The organism is Aequorivita sp. KMM 9714 (genome assembly GCF_011065475.1).
Classification (GTDB): domain Bacteria; phylum Bacteroidota; class Bacteroidia; order Flavobacteriales; family Flavobacteriaceae; genus Aequorivita; species Aequorivita sinensis.
The window spans coordinates 776,437-794,127 of sequence record NZ_JAAGRO010000001.1 but is presented as its reverse complement, the minus strand read 5'-3'; the positions used below and the strand labels follow the sequence as shown (position 1 = coordinate 794,127).

The following is a 17,691-nucleotide window of genomic DNA, read 5'->3' as shown; positions in this document are numbered from 1 at the left end:
CGGTAATTTACTATTTTTTGTTAAACACTTTATATTTTCTATTAACGTTTTAAAGTAAAATGTCCTTTAAATTCTTTTAATTGGTCGTCTTCTTTATATTCAACTCTAAACCAATAGTCACTAGACGGTAATGGTGTACCATTATATGTTCCATCCCAACCTTGATCTGTAGGGCTTAATTGCTTCAATAATTTTCCGAAGCGATCAAAGATATATATTTTTGCCGTTGGGTCACTTGCACCAATGCCATAAATATTCCAAGTATCGTGATAACCATCTTCATTTGGAGTAAAATACTGAGGATAATCTATTACACTTACTTCAAAAGTAACAGATCCGCAACCATTCACATCCTTAATAGTTATTAAGTGAACTCCAGGACTTACATTTTCAAATATATTGCTAGTTTGAAATGGTCCATTATCAAGTTGATATTGATACTCTCCAATACCAGTAGCGAGCACTTCTATTATATGATTTCCTGCAAAAGCTCCATTGCTTAAAATAGCCTCATAAGTAAGCGGTGGAGATGATAAAGTAACCGTTGTACTTGCTGTGGTTTCACAGCCTGTAGCAATTTCAATAATTGTAACTGTATATACCCCTTCTTCCAAAGCAGTTATAGAAGGCCCCGTTTCACCAGGCACTAATACTCCATTTAAATCCCACATAAATGAATACAGGTTAGGGTCTAAACCAGTATCAATTACAGGTGGCGACACACTTCCCTCTTCCTCAGGAATTGGATTGCCATTTTCATCAACACATAATCTATATTCATCATCAAAAACAATAGTTGGCAAATGGTTTACTTTCAAAATCATTTCAACTACTGCATAACATTTCGGAATAAAAGTATTGCTTTCATTAGTAACCCTTACATAGATACGTTGTGGATTTATGATGTTTACATAAGGGAATTCAATTGCACCTTCTCCACTTTCGGCACCTTCAAATGTTTCATAGAAGGTTAATTGGAAATCAGCAGGATCTTGACCATCTAAAATTTCATTGTGAAGATCTTGCACTTGTGGATCTGTTAAATCGTATAAATCAAATTCTGTAAAACCATCACTTGGAGGAAGGTTGTCACAAACTACAAATGGCTGAGCTGGTGTATTTGCAAGTGCCTCTCGATTCACCTGAAGTTCGAAAGATTGATTGCCACCTACATAACATCCTGTTTCTGTGTTGAGAATACCTGTGTAAATAGTTTGTGGATTTATAGCGTTGTTATTCGCATCTCTATTTTGATAAGTAGTAGTGTTTACAATTGCGTTTGTTTGATTTTCTGCATCTAGTATATCTGTATAAAAACTTACTTCAAAAATAGATGAAGACTGACCATTTAATATTTCATCAACCTTAGAATCTAAATTGAAAATACCAATTCCGCTATCATTCGAAATACAAACTACATAAGGAGAAACCTCAGCAGTATCATCAGGAATTGGGTTTACGATTAGTTCCAATTCTACTATTTCAAAACATAATGAAGTAGGATTGGTTGTACGAACGTAAATTGTTTGTGGATTACTAATGTTTTGATAAGATGTTGTTTCCGCCTCTGGAATAGCGTCGGTTTCTGAAACCGCATTTTCATAACTTAAATAATAATCTAACGTCCAAGTGGTGTTTCCATTCAGAATTTGATTAATGCGAGAAGTAAGGTCGAAAAGCTCTGTTTCATCATAAGGTCCCGGAGGAATAATCAAGTTGTTATCGCAAAGCACTATAGGGTCTGGTGTAACAGGTTCTGGGTTACTTTTTACTCTTATGGTTAATGTTGTAAAAGACAAACATCCGCTATCACTATCTTCTACTCTTACATAAAGTACTTGAGGATTTATAGCATTACCTGCAGCGTCAACATTTACATAAGCTGTATCTGGATCTATAGGGTTAATATTATCCTGAGCATCTTCTTCTGTAATAAAGTAAGAAACTCCATGTGTAAGTACTCCCCCAGTAATTTCACTGTTTTTAACTGTAAGGTCAAAAGTTGTTATTCCGTCGTTCGCCTCACCTAAATCATCACATAAAGACAATGGTGTTGGGTCTATTATTTGCACTCCATCTTGAACTACAAGATCAAATTCGCCTAGCTTATAGCATTCCGTAACATTATCACTTAACCGAACCCATATCGTTTGTGGATTGCTTGTGTTTGTATAAGACTCTGGTTGAGCTATAACATCTGTTCCTAAGGCTGCTGAAGCTTCCGATTCATGATATGTCAAAGTAAAATCATTTGTTGACTGACTTCCAAAAATTAAATCTTCATGAACAGTAAGATCAAAAACAGCAAAATTATCGTCGCCACAAAGTATTAAATCTGGTAAATCTTGAGGAACAATTGGCGTTGGATTAACGATAAGCTCCAAAGTAGTAACATCAAAACATCCTGTCCCATTTGGCTCATCATCGTAGGCCACTCTTACAAATATCGTTTGATTGTAAGCTATAATATTTTCATAAGGACTTTGTAATGGAAAACTACCTGTATTTGCATCTTGTAGTGTTTCGTGATAGCTAACATTAAGAAGTGTATTACCTCCACTAATTTCATCACTTTTACTTTCTAAATCAAAATCGGAAACTATTCCATCGTTATCCATATCGCAAACAACTAATGGTGTTGGCTCTACAGGAACAGGAAGTGGGTTTACTATTAGATTAAACGAAATCTCTGCCATACAATCCTGCTGATTTGAAATAGAAACAAATATTTCGTGGGGATTGCTTGTGTTTTGAAACGCTGTAGGGTTATCAATAGGAATATTATTCGCTAAATCGTTTGCATCTTTATAGTACGTTACTGTTAATGTTGCATCATTATTAGTTATCAAAGGCGTATTCACTGTTAAGTCGAATGTAGACACCTCATCATTTGATGTACTTCCATTAACTTCATCATCGCAAAGTTCAAGATCCTCTGCCGTTCCCGAACCAGGGAATTCCCCAACTTCTAAATCAAAAGAAGAAACTCTGTAGCAACCAGTATTTAAATTTTCTAAGCGCACGTATATAGTTTGTCCCATGCTAGAAAACTCATTTGCTTGCGTAATTTGATTAATACCGGCTTCGGCATCTGATTCAACTTCATAATAAGAAATTGGCACAAAATCGGCAGGATTCTGAATTCCATAAACTGAAGAATTTTGAATTGTTAAATCAAAAATTCCAAATCCATCACCGTTTAAATCACAAACGATATACGGATCTAAAAAGTTAACATCTGGTGCATCTGGCAATGGAATAACAATAAGTTGCAGCTCCACAATGGCATAGCATTCAGATACATTCTTTTCTACTCTTGCCCATACAGAATCATTAAAAGCAACAACGTTTGTATATAGGAAAGGAGCTACAATTTCACCTGCACCCCCTACTTCTGCTTCTGCTTCGGTTGGGTAATATTTTACCGTTACGTCTAACTCCCCATTCATTATCTGGTTTGTACGCAAACTAAGGTCGAATTCTGCAAATCCATCACCTTCATCACAAAGTTCAAGTGGATCAGGAACTGCTGGAGTTGGTAACGGGTCTACCACTAATGTTAAAGTAACAAGGCTTTTACATTCAAAAGTATTTGCAACTCTTGCGACAATAGTCTGTGCATTTGTAGTATTTTGATAAGCGGTTGGGTTAGCTATTGGATTATCGGCAGCTTCATCTGCAAAAGTTTCAAACCAGGTAACAACTAAATTAGGAACGCCTCCTGTTATTTCATTATTTTTTGAAGTTAAATCGAAAGTACTTATTTGGTCAGTAGCTGTACTTCCATTTACAGTATCATCACATAAATGATAATCGACTGGTTCATTTCCTACGGGACTTGGCTCTACAATTAGCTCCAACTCAACAATTGTATAACATCCCTGTCCTCCATTATTAGGAGTAGTATTAGCTGCTGAACCAACTCCAAGAACATAGATAACCTGGGTATTTGGAACAATATTTTGATAAGCAGTTGGGTTTGCAATTGCTTGAGAGAAATCTGGGTTTTCTAATGCTGAAACCCCAGCATCTATAGCATCTTGTTCTGATGCATAGTAGTATATGTCGTATTGCAACGGATCAAGTCCGTTAAGTATTTCGTCTTGCTTAGTTGTTAAATTGAAAATTTCAAAACCATCGTTATTGTCATCGCATAAACGATAAACTGAAGGTTCGTTTAGCATAGGGCTGTCACGTACTTCAAGCTTTAACAAAACAGTTGTGTAACAAGTTGAATTCGGACTTTCTATTCTTGCATATACCTCGTCATTATATGGAATAATATTCTCGAACGGTTCTGGTAAAATCCCTTCGTTGGTTTGTGCATCTGATAAGGTATAATGATATGTAACTGTTAAAGTAGGATCTCCCCCTGTAATATCTTCGTCTGCATTATGGAGAAAAAAGTCTGTAAAACCATTGCTATCACTATCACAAGCAACTAATGGATCAGGGTTTTCATTTACTACCTGAAGTGAATCAACAGTGATTTCAACAGAAGTAGTTAAAAAACAGTCTGGATTTATAACTGTCTCAATCCTAGCAAAAATCGTTTCGCCTGGAACAGAAACTGGATAAATAATTGGCAGTGGATTAGCTCTTGTTTGAGCTTCATTTAAAGTGTTATGATATGTAATATTAAATTCTGAAGCATTTTGACCGTCCAAAATAAATGCATCAAACTCTAATGGCAAGTTTACATCCTCACTACCATTTTCATCTTGATCGCATAAAGCCATTGATGGAAGTACTCCTACACTAATTGGAGTATAATAAATCTCAAATTGTTCTAGGTCGTAACACATTTCCTGTGCTCTGTCATGAATACGTACGTAGATTGTTTGTGGTGATGGCCCCACCATAGGGTAAGCCCCTGGTGTTGTAATTGCACTTATGTTATTTTCACTATCTGAATATGTTTCAAAGTACTTAACCTCAAAAACAGTTGAGTTTTGCCCACCTAAAACATTTACATCATTCTGAGTAAGGTCGAAAAAATTTGTTTGGGTTCCATTATCGCATCTAAAAAGATCTAATGGTTCATGGGCGACTGCTTGCGGATTGAATGTGACAATAAATGCGGGTGATTCTTCCACAAAACAAGCGGCTTTATTACCACTTACAGTGTAAACCCCAGACTGGGTTACATTTATTGTAGGCGTATTACCACCATATGGATTTCCATCAAGAAACCAGTTATAAGTGTCTAAGTCGTTAAAATTCGCCGTTAATGTCTCTGTTTGACCTTCGCAACTTTCGTTATTTCCTGTTATAAATAAACCCTGTGCTGCTAGATCTATTGTTTGCTCAAATTCATTATTTTCTTCATTAGTTTCTAGAACAATTCCCACCCCTGTTCCGTTATCATCAACAACCGCTTTTAGCGTAAATATTTGAGGTGTACCTACAGGAATATTAAGGTTTATCGTTCCGCTTTCGCTACCATCAATTGGAAGTTCAATATTTGTTTGAGTTTGCCCTAACAAAACTGCATCGGCATAAAATGCTATAGGAGTACCAGCTGGCAATGCTGCAGTACTGTTAATATTGTATACGGTATAGTCTACTTCTATAGTACTATCTGCACACAGCACCCCAAGATTATCAATAGTTATGGTAGCATCTGGAAGTTCTGAATTTACGCTGGTAATGATATTGTTTACCATTATCCAATCTTGGTCTGATGTAAGTTTAATATCAATAGTACTATCACCAGGCTCAACAATTCCTACTAAATCGTAAAAATCCAAGTCCATATTATAATTTTGGGCATTTCCAGGAGCACCAATATAGGAGTTGGTTCCGTTAAAGGCATTATTTGAAGGGTTTAAAGGTGGATCGGATATTAGTTGACCATTGATATATAAACTTTCTTGATTATCGATAAACCTATCACCTTCCCAAGCAAGAAATCCAATTTTTGATAATTCATCGGAAGCTACAGAAATATCAGTAAGTGTTATTTCAATTGGATGCGCAAATTCGTTAACACCTTCAAGTCCGTCAAAAAGACTAATCTGGTTTAATAAAATATCTGGATCAGTTGGGTCTTCATAAATTATATAGATGGCCCACCCTCCAAAGTTAGTACCACTACCCGAACCATTTGGAGGCGAACAGTAGTCAGACAGAATATTCATTACATCCAATCCAGAGAATGTATAAACTCCATTCCCATTAGCCAACAATAAATTTGTAACATCTGCATAAGCTGCAAAATATGGTAGGTTTCTAAAAGTATGTGAAAAAGTTCTTTCAGCTGTTATTGCTGTTCCATTGATATCAACTTGGAAATCTCCAGGGCCAATTGAAGACCAATATAGATGAGCAGAAACTAGGCTTTGGGTTGGAGCTAAATTTAATGTTGCGCTGCTTTCTGTAAGCATATCACAATAAGAAGCACCATTTTCAGCGGCATTTAAAGTGTTACCTATAGCTGTAAAATCGTAACGCCCATTAAACTGTTGAAATAATCCTATTGGATTCTGTTGAGAAAATACTAATAGAGGTATTAGAAAAAGTAAGGAGAGTATTAATTTTTTCATAATTCGGTGTTAAGATACCAAATATATTGAATGTTCTGATTTCCTTTTTATAATTTTGCAAATTATTCCTAAAACTCTCCCCTTTTTATTATGGAAATCGCCAAAACATCTAATCCTAGTATAGTAAAATTTGTGTCTGATTCTTTTCTTACTAAAGCATCAAGCTATGAATTCAAAAATATTGATGAAGCTAAAAACAGCTCTTTGGCACAACAACTTTTTTACCTCCCCTTTGTGAAAACAGTTTATATTTCTCAAAACTTTGTTGCCATTGAGAAATACAATATTGTAGAGTGGGAAGATGTACAAGAAGAGGTAGCAGAATCAATTTCAGAATATATCAAGTCTGGGAAACCTGTTGTTACAGAAGCTGAAGTTGTGGCTCCAAAAAAACTTCCTGTTAGTATTTATGCAGAAAGCACACCGAACCCAACAGTTATGAAGTTTGTTGCCAATAAAACATTAGCGAAAGGCACTTTTGAATTTAAAAGTGTTGAAGATGCTATTCTTTCACCATTGGCACAAGCGTTATTTAACTTTCCATTTGTAAAAGAAGTTTTTATTAGCAACAATTATGTTTCAGTTACGAAACACAATATGATTGATTGGGAAGAAATTTCTATGGAAATTAGAGAGTTTCTTCGTCAATATGTTCAAGACGACAAACTTATTGTGAAAGATGAAATTACCAAGGCTTCAAATATTTCGAACAATATTGGTTCGGCAGATTCTTCTCCAGAAAAAGACGAGAAAAATTATTCTGATATAGAAAAAGAAATTATATCTATCTTAGACGAATACGTTAAGCCTGCAGTAGCAAGAGACGGTGGAAATATTATGTTCGACTCCTTTAACGAGAGTTCTAAAACCGTTAAGGTAGTACTTCAAGGAGCTTGTAGCGGATGTCCTTCATCAACCATCACTTTAAAAAATGGAATTGAAACCATGCTTAAAGAATTAATGAAAGGACAAGTGGAAAGTGTAGTTGCTATTAACGGATAACCTTCAGTTTCTGAATTATTTTATTGCAATTTTATAATTTATTTAGTTCATTTTCAGCTTTTAAGATCAAGGTTTAACTTAATTTTCAGACTAATAATTCTTAATAACTGTATCTTAGTGTTTTATTAATTATCCCACCTTTTTATTCAACGAGATGGGAACAAAAACTAAGTAATTATGGCAGTATTAAAAGTAATTGAAATTCTTGCTAGCTCTAAAGAAAGCTGGGAAGATGCTACAAGAAATGCAGTAAAAGAAGCTTCAAAAAGTGTAAAAAACATCCGTTCTGTTTATGTTAAAGATAACAGTTGCGTTGTAGAAAATGGGGATGTAACTCAATTCCGTGTTAACGTAAAGATTACTTTCGAAGTTAAATAAATACTTCAGAAAATATTAAAAATACGCTTTTGAGCTTTCAAAAGCGTATTTTTGTTTTATAAACTTCTGTAATGAAGCTATTTTCTTCTATTTTAATTCTTGGTATTCTACTTGCCTGTAATACTTCTAAAAAAGACACTTTGGACACACATCTCTTTACAAACGATTTAATTCACGAAACTAGCCCTTACCTGCTTCAACACGCTCATAACCCTGTAAATTGGAAACCGTATAATGACGCAGCATTGCAACAGGCCAAAAAAGAAAAAAAACTCATCATAATTAGTATTGGTTATGCCGCCTGCCATTGGTGTCACGTTATGGAGCATGAAAGCTTTGAAGATATTGAGGTTGCAGAGGTTATGAATAAAAATTATATCTCGATTAAAGTAGATCGCGAGGAACGACCAGATGTAGATCAAACATATATAAATGCTGTTCAACTTATGACTGGAAGTGCGGGTTGGCCATTAAATGTTATTACACTTCCAGATGGTCGACCTGTTTGGGGCGGCACTTATTTTCGTAAAAGTGATTGGATAAATGCTCTAGAGCAAATTCAAGAGTTGTACAAAGAAGAACCCGAAAAACTTATCGCTTATGCTAACAGGTTAGAACAGGGTATTAAAAGCATGGATCTAATTGAGTTAAATACTGAAGATGTAGATTTAACTCAGTTTCCAACAGCAGACATTATTAAAAATTTTTCAGAGAAATTTGATAATAAAAATGGTGGATTTCGAGGAGCTCCGAAATTTATGATGCCTAACAATTTTGAATTTCTATTACGACAAGCTGTTGAGAATAAGGATGAAAACTTACTTAACTACGTTACTTTATCATTAGATAAAATGGCATACGGCGGGCTTTACGATCAATTAGGAGGTGGTTTTTCACGTTATAGTACAGATGAAAAATGGCACGTACCTCACTTTGAAAAGATGTTATACGACAATGCCCAGCTCGTAAGCCTATACAGCAATGCCTATCTCGTTACTAAAAAGTCACTTTACAAAGAAGTAGTTGAAGAAACGCTAGATTTTATCGCTTTAGAACTTACCAATAAAGAAGGAGGATTTTATTCTTCCTTAGATGCGGACAGCAACAATAAAGACGGAAAATTAGAAGAAGGAGCTTTTTATGTTTTCACTCAAGAGGAATTAGAAGATTTGCTAGAAGACGATTTTAAAATTTTTAGAGAGTATTACAATGTAAATAGCTACGGGAAGTGGGAACACAATAATTATGTTTTAATAAGAAAGAAAACAAATTCAGAAATTGAAAAAGAGTTTAATATTTCTCATGAAACGCTTCAAAAGAAAAAGAAAAGCTGGAAGCAAACCCTTTTAAACTATCGAAACAATAGACCAAAACCAAGACTGGATGACAAAACACTTACTTCTTGGAATGCTATGATGCTAAAGGGATATATAGATGCATACAAAACATTCAACAATAAAGAGTATTTAGATATCGCTCTTAGGAATGCTGAGTTTCTTGCTAAAAATCAACTTCAAAAAAATGGCGCATTATTTCATAATTATAAAGATGGAAAAAGCACAATTAACGGTTTTCTGGAAGACTACGCTTTTACAATTGAGGCTTTTATAAGTTTATACCAAGTTACTTTGGATGAAAAGTGGCTCAACCTATCAAAAGAAATGACAGATTATTCAATCTTAAACTTTTTTGACGAGGAAAAACATATGTTTTATTTTACATCAAAAGAAGACCCAGCCATTGTTAGCAGAAATTTTGAATATCGAGACAATGTCATTCCTTCTTCAAATTCAGTTATGGCAAAGAATTTGTACAAACTTTCAAAATATTTTGATGAGCCTCGTTTTAATGAAATTTCTAAGCAGATGCTAAAAAATGTATTAGCAGAAGTAGAAAGATACCCTAGCGGTTTTTCTAATTGGTTAGATTTGCTTTCTAATTTTCAAGATAACTTTTTTGAAATAGTTGTTGTTGGAGACAATGCATCTGAAAAAATTCAGGAATTCTACAGTCACTATCTGCCCAACACAATTTTAGCTGCAAGCAATGTAGAAAGCAATGCTCCTCTATTTAAAAATAGGTTCGTTAAGGATGAAACACTTATTTATATTTGCGAAAATAATACGTGCAAGATTCCAGTTAAGGATTCTGAAATTGCAATTAAATCATTAAACTAAAAATTAAAAAAACAGTAAAACATTTATGGAAAAATTTAAGGACATTAATATTTATATCGAAGAATATGGTCAAAAGTTAATCGACTTTCTACCGAGTTTAATCGGGGCTATTTTACTTCTATTTATAGGAATGTGGGTTGTAAGACTTATAAATAAGATAGTTAGAAAGTTTTTTGACAAAAAAGATTATGATCCTACTTTAGAAAACTTTATCGCTAGTTTAATTAACTGGGCGCTTAAAATTGTTTTATTTGTTCTTGTTGTTACCCAGTTAGGAGTAGAATCTGCTTCGCTAGTTGCCATAATTGGTGCCGGTGGTCTTGCTATTGGTTTAGCATTACAAGGATCATTAGCAAACTTTGCTGGGGGGATTCTAATTTTATTAATGAAACCCTTTAAGGTTGGAGACTTTATCAGTGCTCAAGGTATTGACGGTACTGTAAAAGACATTAATATATTCAACACTAAGATTACCACTTTCGGAAACCAACTCGCTATAATCCCTAACGGGAAGTTAAGTAACGACAATATAGTTAATTATACTTCTGAAGGTATTAGAAGAGAAAACTTAACCTTTGGTATAGGTTATGATGATAATATTAAAGAGGCAAAAGATATTTTGCTTAACTTAGTAAACGAACAAGAGACTGTATTACAACTTGAAGATAAAGCACCTATGATTGTAGTTGCCGAATTAGGTGATAGTTCAGTTAATTTAAGTTTACGTTATTGGACTAAAAATGAAGATTTCTGGAACTTAAGATGGTTAATTTTAGAAGAAGGAAAATCTAGATTAGAAGCAGCTGGAATTTCAATTCCATTCCCACAACGAGATGTTCACCACTATAATTTGGAAACACTTAACACTAATAAATCTTAATATAATAAATCATGAAAAAAATATTATTAATAGGACTAATTGCCCTGACTGCAAATCCTTTATTTGCACAACGCGCAAGCACTAGTTTCGATATGTATGCTACCACTATAGATATTAATCAAAAAGCATTGGCTTTTGGATTAACTGAAGCCGAGTTTGAGTCTATAGTAGATGACGCTTATGCAAATCCTAATTTCTTAGAGGGCTCTATTTTCCAAGGGGAAAATTTAATGACTTCTAAGGTGCTTATGCGTTATAATGCCTTTGCAGATGAAATAGAAATTAAAAAGCACGCTACAGATAAAAATTATGGAGCCTTAATTAAAGATCCAGAAGTATTTGTAAAAATTGGTACCGACATTTATTTATTCGTGCCTTACCAGGGTAGTAATGAAAAAGGTGGTTATTTTAATGTATTAAGCGACGGAAAAAACTATGATCTTTACAAAAAAGTGACATCAAAGTTTAACGAAGCAAAAAAAGCACGTAATAATTACCAAACAGACACTAAACCTTCATTTTCAAAAAATGTGAAGTATTATTTAGTAGAAGATGGAACCTTCCTAGAAATGCCTGGCAACAAGTCCAGAATTCTTAAAATGATGGATAAGAAAAAGAATGAAATGAAAGCTTTTATCAAGGAAAACAAAATAGACCTTGACAAAGAAGCTGATTTAATAAAAGCTGTTCAACATTTCGATTCTCTTTTATAAATCGAAATTAGCTTAAAAGAAATTCTTTTAAATAATAAGGTTCAAAATAGGCGACGCTTTCAGTGTCGCCTATTTTATATTTAGCCTCTGCCAAACTAGCCATTTCAGCTGATGAAGGATGTGTTATTTTATGAAACTCTGCATTGTTATGATTGCATATTGCTTCAAATTTTGCTGAACCATCACCAATGAAAACTGTTTTTTTCTCATTTAGAAATTCAGCAAATGAATTTTCATCGATAATTTCCGCCTTAGTATCTTTTATTTGCTTTTTCTCAGCATTAAAAACAGCAGAGTAAACCTCCATCCTTCTAGCATCTAGCAAAGGAATAATAAAGCAGTCTTCGCACTTAACTTGCTGTGCTAAGACTTCCAAGGTAAGTGTAGATATTAAAGGTATATCTAGCGCGAAGCATAGGCCTTTAGCTGCAGAAACACCAATTCGCAAGCCTGTGTAAGACCCAGGGCCTTTACTAACGGCAATTGCGTCTAAATTGGATTTTTCAATATTTGCCTCATTTAAAACTTCATCAATAAAAACGTGAAGTTTTTCGGCATGCGAATATTTTAGATTGTTTTCTTCCCTAATAGCTTTTACTTCACCATCTATTGAAAGTGCAACAGAACAATTAGTTGTAGCTGTTTCTATGCAGAGAATTATTGCCATTTTTTATTTATTCTTTGAATTTGAACTAACCTCAACTTTATCACCTTGCTTTAGTAATTTAGTTACAGTAGTATATGGACCAGTAATTACAGTTTCACCCTCTTTTAAACCAGAAAGAATCTCAATATTTGATTCATCTTGAATACCTGTTTTTACAACTCTTAACTTAGCTTCATCCCCTTCTTTTACATAAACCGCTTCAAACTTTTCAGTATTTGATTTTACTTCATTAGTTTTTGGTTTTCTAGTATCTGACGTGTCAGTTTTAACAACAATTGAACTAATTGGAACTCCAATTACATTTCGCTTCTTATTTGTGATAATATCTACTGTAGCAGTCATTCCAGGGCGGAACGGAGAATAGCTTTCTGGCTTTCCTTCGGTTAGATCTTTATATGATTCTGGAAGGATACTAACTTTAACTTTAAAATTAGTTACCTGATCGGCTGTTAAAGCATTTTCAGCACTATTGGCAATTGCGGTAACTACACCTTTAAACTCTCTTTTTAAATACGCATCAACTTCAACCATAGTTGAGTCACCAACCGATACTTTTACAATGTCGTTTTCGTTTACATCAACCTCAACTTCCATTTTCTGTAGGTTTGCAACACGAACGATTTCTGTACCTGCCATTTGAGCTGTACCCACTACTCTTTCCCCAAGCTCTACAGACAACTTTGAAATTGTTCCGCTCATTGGAGCATAAATAGTAGTTCTTGAAAGGTTATCTACCGATTGTTTAACGTTGGCAGCAGCACTTTGTACACTGTAATAAGCAGCTTTCACGTTTGCTTTAGCCATATCGAAATCTGTAACAGATTTATCCCATTCAGACTTAGAAATCACGCCTTTTTCAAAAAGAGTCTTATTTCTTTCATAGGTTAATTGGGCATTCATTTTACTAGCTTCCGCTTGTGCTAATTGTGCTCTTACATTCTGAAGTCCAGCTTGGGATTGGCTTACCGCAGCTTGAATAAGGTCTGGATTAATTTTAACCAAAAGATCTCCTTTTTCAACCGTTTGACCTTCTTTAATAGGAAGCTCTATAATTTCACCAGAAACCTCTGAAGAAAGTGCCACTTCTACTTCAGGTTGAATTTTTCCCGTTGCAGCAACAGTTTCAGTGATGTCTAATAATTCTATTTGAGTTATTTCAACCTCTTTGAAATCGCCTGATTTTCCAAACCAGCCAGCTTTTTTCCCGAAAATCAATAAAATTATAAGCAGGACAACCGCTACAACAATCCAAATAAGTGTTTTTTTCTTCATATTTAAAATTTTAATTCGCTTGCTGGAACGCCAAAATACAATTCCAAAACTTTTAATTTAAAAATATACTCAAATTTAGTTCTGTTTTCTTCAATTTTAGCATTGTCATATCTCAATTTCGACTGACTAAAATCGAAAGCGTTGGTTAAACCAACATCATAGCGATCTTTTGCATATTGATATGCTAATTCTTGCGATTCCATTGCAACTGTAGCAGCTTCATAAGCTTTTAATGCACCATTCGCATCTACATAAGCTTGGTAAACATTAGACTCAAGATCAAGCTGTGCCTGCTCTAATTGATATTCAGTATTCTTTAAATTTACTTTACTTCTCATTACACCACTACGTGCTGCAAACCCATTGAATATAGGGATATTTAGCTGTAAACCATAACCTATTCCATCGTTCAAATACAACTGCTCCACGAAATCACGTTCAAGTGGGTCATTATCTGCATAACGTGTATTATAACCAAAAAAAGCTGAAAGCGTAGGGTAGTAACTTCCTCTAGAAATCTGCAAATCCTTTTCCGCAAGCTCTACATTTTTTTGAGCAATCTTCACTTCAGAGCGGGTTTCTTTTGCACTTTTAATAATTTCTGAAACATCTTTATCTGCAATTCCACCATCGATAATATTGTATTCTTCTTCGGCTATATCAAAACTAGAGTAATCCTTAATCAATAATAATTGCGCTAGACTAATTAGTGAAATTTTTACGTTGTTTTCCGAAATAGCAATCCTTTGTTTTTCACCGGCATCAGTTGCTTTTATCTCTAAAAGATCTCCACGAGGAAGCACTCCCGCATCTACAAGGTCATTAGTCCTTTGTAACTGTTGAAGGGTAACCTCATTTTGCGATTTTATAACTTCTAAGTTTGCCTTATTTAATAGTACCTGCAGATATGAGTTTGCTACAGCCAAAGCAATATCATCTTTCATTTTGTCTAAACGATACTGCGCTGCAAGTTCTGAAAGTTTCGCTCGCTGTAATTGACGTACGTTCCTTAAACCATCAAAAAGTGTATATCCTACATTAATAGCTCCAGAGGCCGAACCAAGAGTTGTATTTTCTAATTGATTGGTTGTCGGGTTTAAACTAAGTCCTGTGTTTTTTGATGCTGAAGCATTGGCATTTAAACTAGGTAAAAAATTACCAATAGCTTGTAATTTATCAGCTTCGGTAAACTCTAAGTCTAACTGACTTTGTTTTACTGAAATATTATTTTCTAAAGCGTGGTTTACACATTCCTGAAGTGTCCATTGTTTGGTTTGAGCATTTAAGGAAATACTACAAATCAAAAAAAGAAATGGGATTACTATCTTTTTCATAAATTTTTCTATTACTGAATAAGTCTTTTGTATTGCTATTGCGTTACAAAAATTATGAAATTTAAATTTTTCTAAGTTTTTAGCACGTAATAATTTGAGGCAAAGGTATCTTATATTTATACAATGCTTTTACCCTCAACTACTTTATCGATCTGCAGGTTTTAATTGATTCCATACTTTAATGGCATCGCCTTCGGAAACGCCACTTTTTACTTCTACATCGATACCATCACTTATACCTAACTCAACATCTTTTCTTTCAAACTTTTGGTCTCCAACCATAATTTCTACAAAAGGTTTTTGTGTTTTTGGATCGTATTGAACCAAAGCTTCTTTTATGGTTAGAACATTTTCAGCTTTAGCTAAGATTATTGAAGCATTTGCACTTAACCCAGCACGAATAAAAACTTTGGAGGTATCTAAGCTTTTCATTGTAGCTTTTATCTCAAACTGAATAGCTCCATTTTCATCTACACCTTTCGGAGCGATATAATCTAATTCCGCATTGAAAAGTTCATCTGGAAGTGCTCCAACTGTAATTTCAAGAGGTAGACCTTCTTTTATTTTTCCAACTTCACTTTCATCTACTTTACCTTCAAAAATCATTTTATCAACATCGGCTATGGTTGCAATAGTTGTCCCATCGTTAAAGTTATTCGATTCGATTACTTGATTTCCGGCTTTTACAGGAATATCTAAGATCATCCCAGATACCGTAGCTCGAATTTCAGTATTAGCCAAGGCTCCCATTCCTGTAGTGGTTCCAGTTCTGATAATGTCGTAATTTTGATTTGCAGCCGTCAAGCCCACTTGTTCTTGCTTTAATCTTTGTTGGGCTTGATTGTATGCTAATTGAGCATTATCAAACTCATTTGCAGAAATCACTCCTTTTTCAAACAGTTCCTTTTGACGATTGTAGATGTTTTTCTGATTTTCAAAAGCAAGGCGAGCCGTTTCTACTTGAGTACGAACATTGTTTATATTGCTTTTTGCACTATTAAGCGACGAAACATTCGGTACAACTTTCACCTTTGCAATTAAATCACCAGATTTAACCACTTCACCGGCTTCAACAAATATTTGATCTATAATTCCTGAAATATTCGGTTTTATTAAAACCTCCTCCTTAGGAACTATACTTCCCGTTGCGACAGTCTTTTTTAAAATAGTACCTATTGCAGGTTTTTCAGTTTCGTAAACCACCGGATCTTCAATATTCTTACTATACAGCCAATACATTGAAGCCAAAAACAATATCGCTATTGTGGCAAGGATGATTATGGTTTTTGATTTTTTCATTGGTATCGATGTTGATTTAATTTCATGTTTTATTTTATACTCCTAGTAATGGCAAGTGTATTAATTTGTGATACATCAAAGCCATTGAAATACATTGTTTCAATTCAGTTTCGGGAATTTCTTCAACTTTATTTTTTGTTATTAATTCCATTTTTAAAATTCTATTCCGTCCTTAAGGCTTCTACAGGTTTTATTTTTATTGCATTTTGAGCAGGGATTAAACCAGCTAAAAGCCCAGATACGATTAAAATCGTTAAAGCGATAAACACTACACCTATATTTACTGATGGATTTATAAACATCATTTCCGAAGTATCCATACTATCGAGTTGATAATTCACAAACCAAAGTACAGCAGTTGCTAAAACAATGCCTGCCATTCCTGAAACAATGGTTAAAAATATCGACTCTAATAAAATTTGAGCACGTATACTCCAAGGAGTTGCTCCCAAAGCCCTACGGATACCTATTTCCTTTGTACGTTCTTTTACTACAATTAGCATTATATTACTAATACCAATAATACCAGATAGTAACACTAATATACCCACAAAATAGGCTACAAAATTTAGAGCAGAAAACAAGCCTGTTAACTTAGTGTATTCTTGAAAAAGATCGAAATTTCCTATTGCGCGATCGTCGTTGGGGTTAATGGTGTGACGAGTTTTAATAACATCAAAAATTTGTTCTTTTAAGTTTGTAATTGAGTAACCATCTTTCGCGGTTATCGCCATCCAACCTACAATATCTCCCATATTAAACGCTTGTGAAAAAGCTGTAAATGGCACATAAATTTCCTTTTGCATCTCTTCTGGGTCGCCGTTACTTCCCTTCTTTTTATAGGTTCCTACAACCATAAAGTTCACTCCGTTAATCTTAATGTACGAACCGATAACTTCTTCACCTGAATCATATAATGCACTTTTCACCCCACTTCCTATAATTGCGATTTTTCGTTTTTCCTGTATATCTGAATAATTGATAAATCTACCTGATGTAATATCCATAGGCTGTTGTTGGATAATTTCAGGATAGTCCCCATAAACATTAAACGCTCCTGTTTGAAGACCTCTTACTACGTTATTACTTCCTCTAAAGCCACCTAATTGATTTCGAGGAGAAACAAATTGCAAGCCTTCTACACTTTGCTTTATCGCTGGAACATCGTCGGTTTTAAAATTATAGCGTCGCCCTTTAGGCAAACCTTTATAAGGCTGAGAAGCAGTTTGGGTCCACATAAACATTGAGTTTGTAGCCATCCCATTAAATCCCTGCCTTATACCGTTTTCTAAGCCGTTTCCAGCCGCAAGAAGGATTACTAAGATGAAGATACCCCAAAGCACACCAAAAGCGGTCATAACCGTTCTAAACCAATTGCTGCTTAAAGCCTCAATGATTTCCGTCCAACTATCTTTGCTTAATAT

11 protein-coding genes are annotated in these 17,691 nt (G+C 34.5%); 5 read left to right on the top strand and 6 right to left on the bottom strand.

Annotated features, from left to right (window positions below; genetic code table 11):
• Positions 1 to 41: 41 nt before the first annotated feature.
• On the bottom strand, positions 42 to 6,545 hold the full coding sequence (locus tag G3A46_RS03495) for a T9SS type B sorting domain-containing protein (RefSeq protein WP_165146268.1): 6,504 nt from the start codon (positions 6,543 to 6,545) through the stop codon (positions 42 to 44).
• A gap of 90 nt (positions 6,546 to 6,635) precedes the next feature.
• On the opposite strand from G3A46_RS03495, the gene G3A46_RS03490 reads away from it, so the two are divergent.
• The 5 genes from G3A46_RS03490 (at position 6,636) to G3A46_RS03470 (ending at position 11,695) form a co-directional block, all read left to right on the top strand.
• Positions 6,636 to 7,547 (top strand): NifU family protein, encoded by a 912-nt coding sequence (locus G3A46_RS03490; protein WP_165146266.1) that lies wholly within the window; start codon positions 6,636 to 6,638, stop codon positions 7,545 to 7,547.
• A 177-nt stretch (positions 7,548 to 7,724) separates the two neighbouring features.
• The gene (locus tag G3A46_RS03485; RefSeq protein ID WP_165146264.1) at positions 7,725 to 7,925 is read left to right on the top strand and encodes a dodecin family protein; all 201 of its coding nucleotides are present in this window, start codon (positions 7,725 to 7,727) and stop codon (positions 7,923 to 7,925) included.
• 71 nt (positions 7,926 to 7,996) lie between these two features.
• Positions 7,997 to 10,102 (top strand): thioredoxin domain-containing protein, encoded by a 2,106-nt coding sequence (locus G3A46_RS03480; protein WP_165146261.1) that lies wholly within the window; start codon positions 7,997 to 7,999, stop codon positions 10,100 to 10,102.
• A 25-nt stretch (positions 10,103 to 10,127) separates the two neighbouring features.
• Positions 10,128 to 10,982 carry a mechanosensitive ion channel domain-containing protein gene (locus G3A46_RS03475; RefSeq protein WP_165146258.1) on the top strand — a complete coding sequence of 285 codons (855 nt, stop codon included), beginning with the start codon at positions 10,128 to 10,130 and terminating at the stop codon, positions 10,980 to 10,982.
• Between the two features lie 11 nt (positions 10,983 to 10,993).
• The gene (locus G3A46_RS03470; protein WP_165146255.1) at positions 10,994 to 11,695 is read left to right on the top strand and encodes a hypothetical protein; all 702 of its coding nucleotides are present in this window, start codon (positions 10,994 to 10,996) and stop codon (positions 11,693 to 11,695) included.
• A 7-nt stretch (positions 11,696 to 11,702) separates the two neighbouring features.
• On the opposite strand, the gene tsaB is transcribed toward G3A46_RS03470, so the two are convergent.
• The 5 genes from tsaB to G3A46_RS03440 all read right to left on the bottom strand — a co-directional run bounded on the left by tsaB (position 11,703) and on the right by G3A46_RS03440 (position 17,691).
• Positions 11,703 to 12,362 carry a tRNA (adenosine(37)-N6)-threonylcarbamoyltransferase complex dimerization subunit type 1 TsaB gene (gene tsaB, locus G3A46_RS03465; RefSeq protein ID WP_165146252.1) on the bottom strand — a complete coding sequence of 220 codons (660 nt, stop codon included), beginning with the start codon at positions 12,360 to 12,362 and terminating at the stop codon, positions 11,703 to 11,705.
• A gap of 3 nt (positions 12,363 to 12,365) precedes the next feature.
• A complete protein-coding gene (locus G3A46_RS03460) occupies positions 12,366 to 13,634 on the bottom strand; it encodes an efflux RND transporter periplasmic adaptor subunit (RefSeq protein ID WP_165146249.1) in 1,269 nt (422 codons plus the stop codon).
• Positions 13,635 to 13,636: 2 nt separating this feature from the next.
• Positions 13,637 to 14,968: a TolC family protein gene (locus G3A46_RS03455; protein WP_165146246.1), complete on the bottom strand. Its 1,332-nt coding sequence runs from the start codon at positions 14,966 to 14,968 to the stop codon at positions 13,637 to 13,639.
• A 144-nt stretch (positions 14,969 to 15,112) separates the two neighbouring features.
• Positions 15,113 to 16,267 (bottom strand): efflux RND transporter periplasmic adaptor subunit, encoded by a 1,155-nt coding sequence (locus tag G3A46_RS03450; RefSeq protein ID WP_165146243.1) that lies wholly within the window; start codon positions 16,265 to 16,267, stop codon positions 15,113 to 15,115.
• 161 nt (positions 16,268 to 16,428) lie between these two features.
• Entirely contained in the window at positions 16,429 to 17,691 is a 1,263-nt protein-coding gene (locus G3A46_RS03440) for an ABC transporter permease (protein ID WP_165147609.1), read from the bottom strand.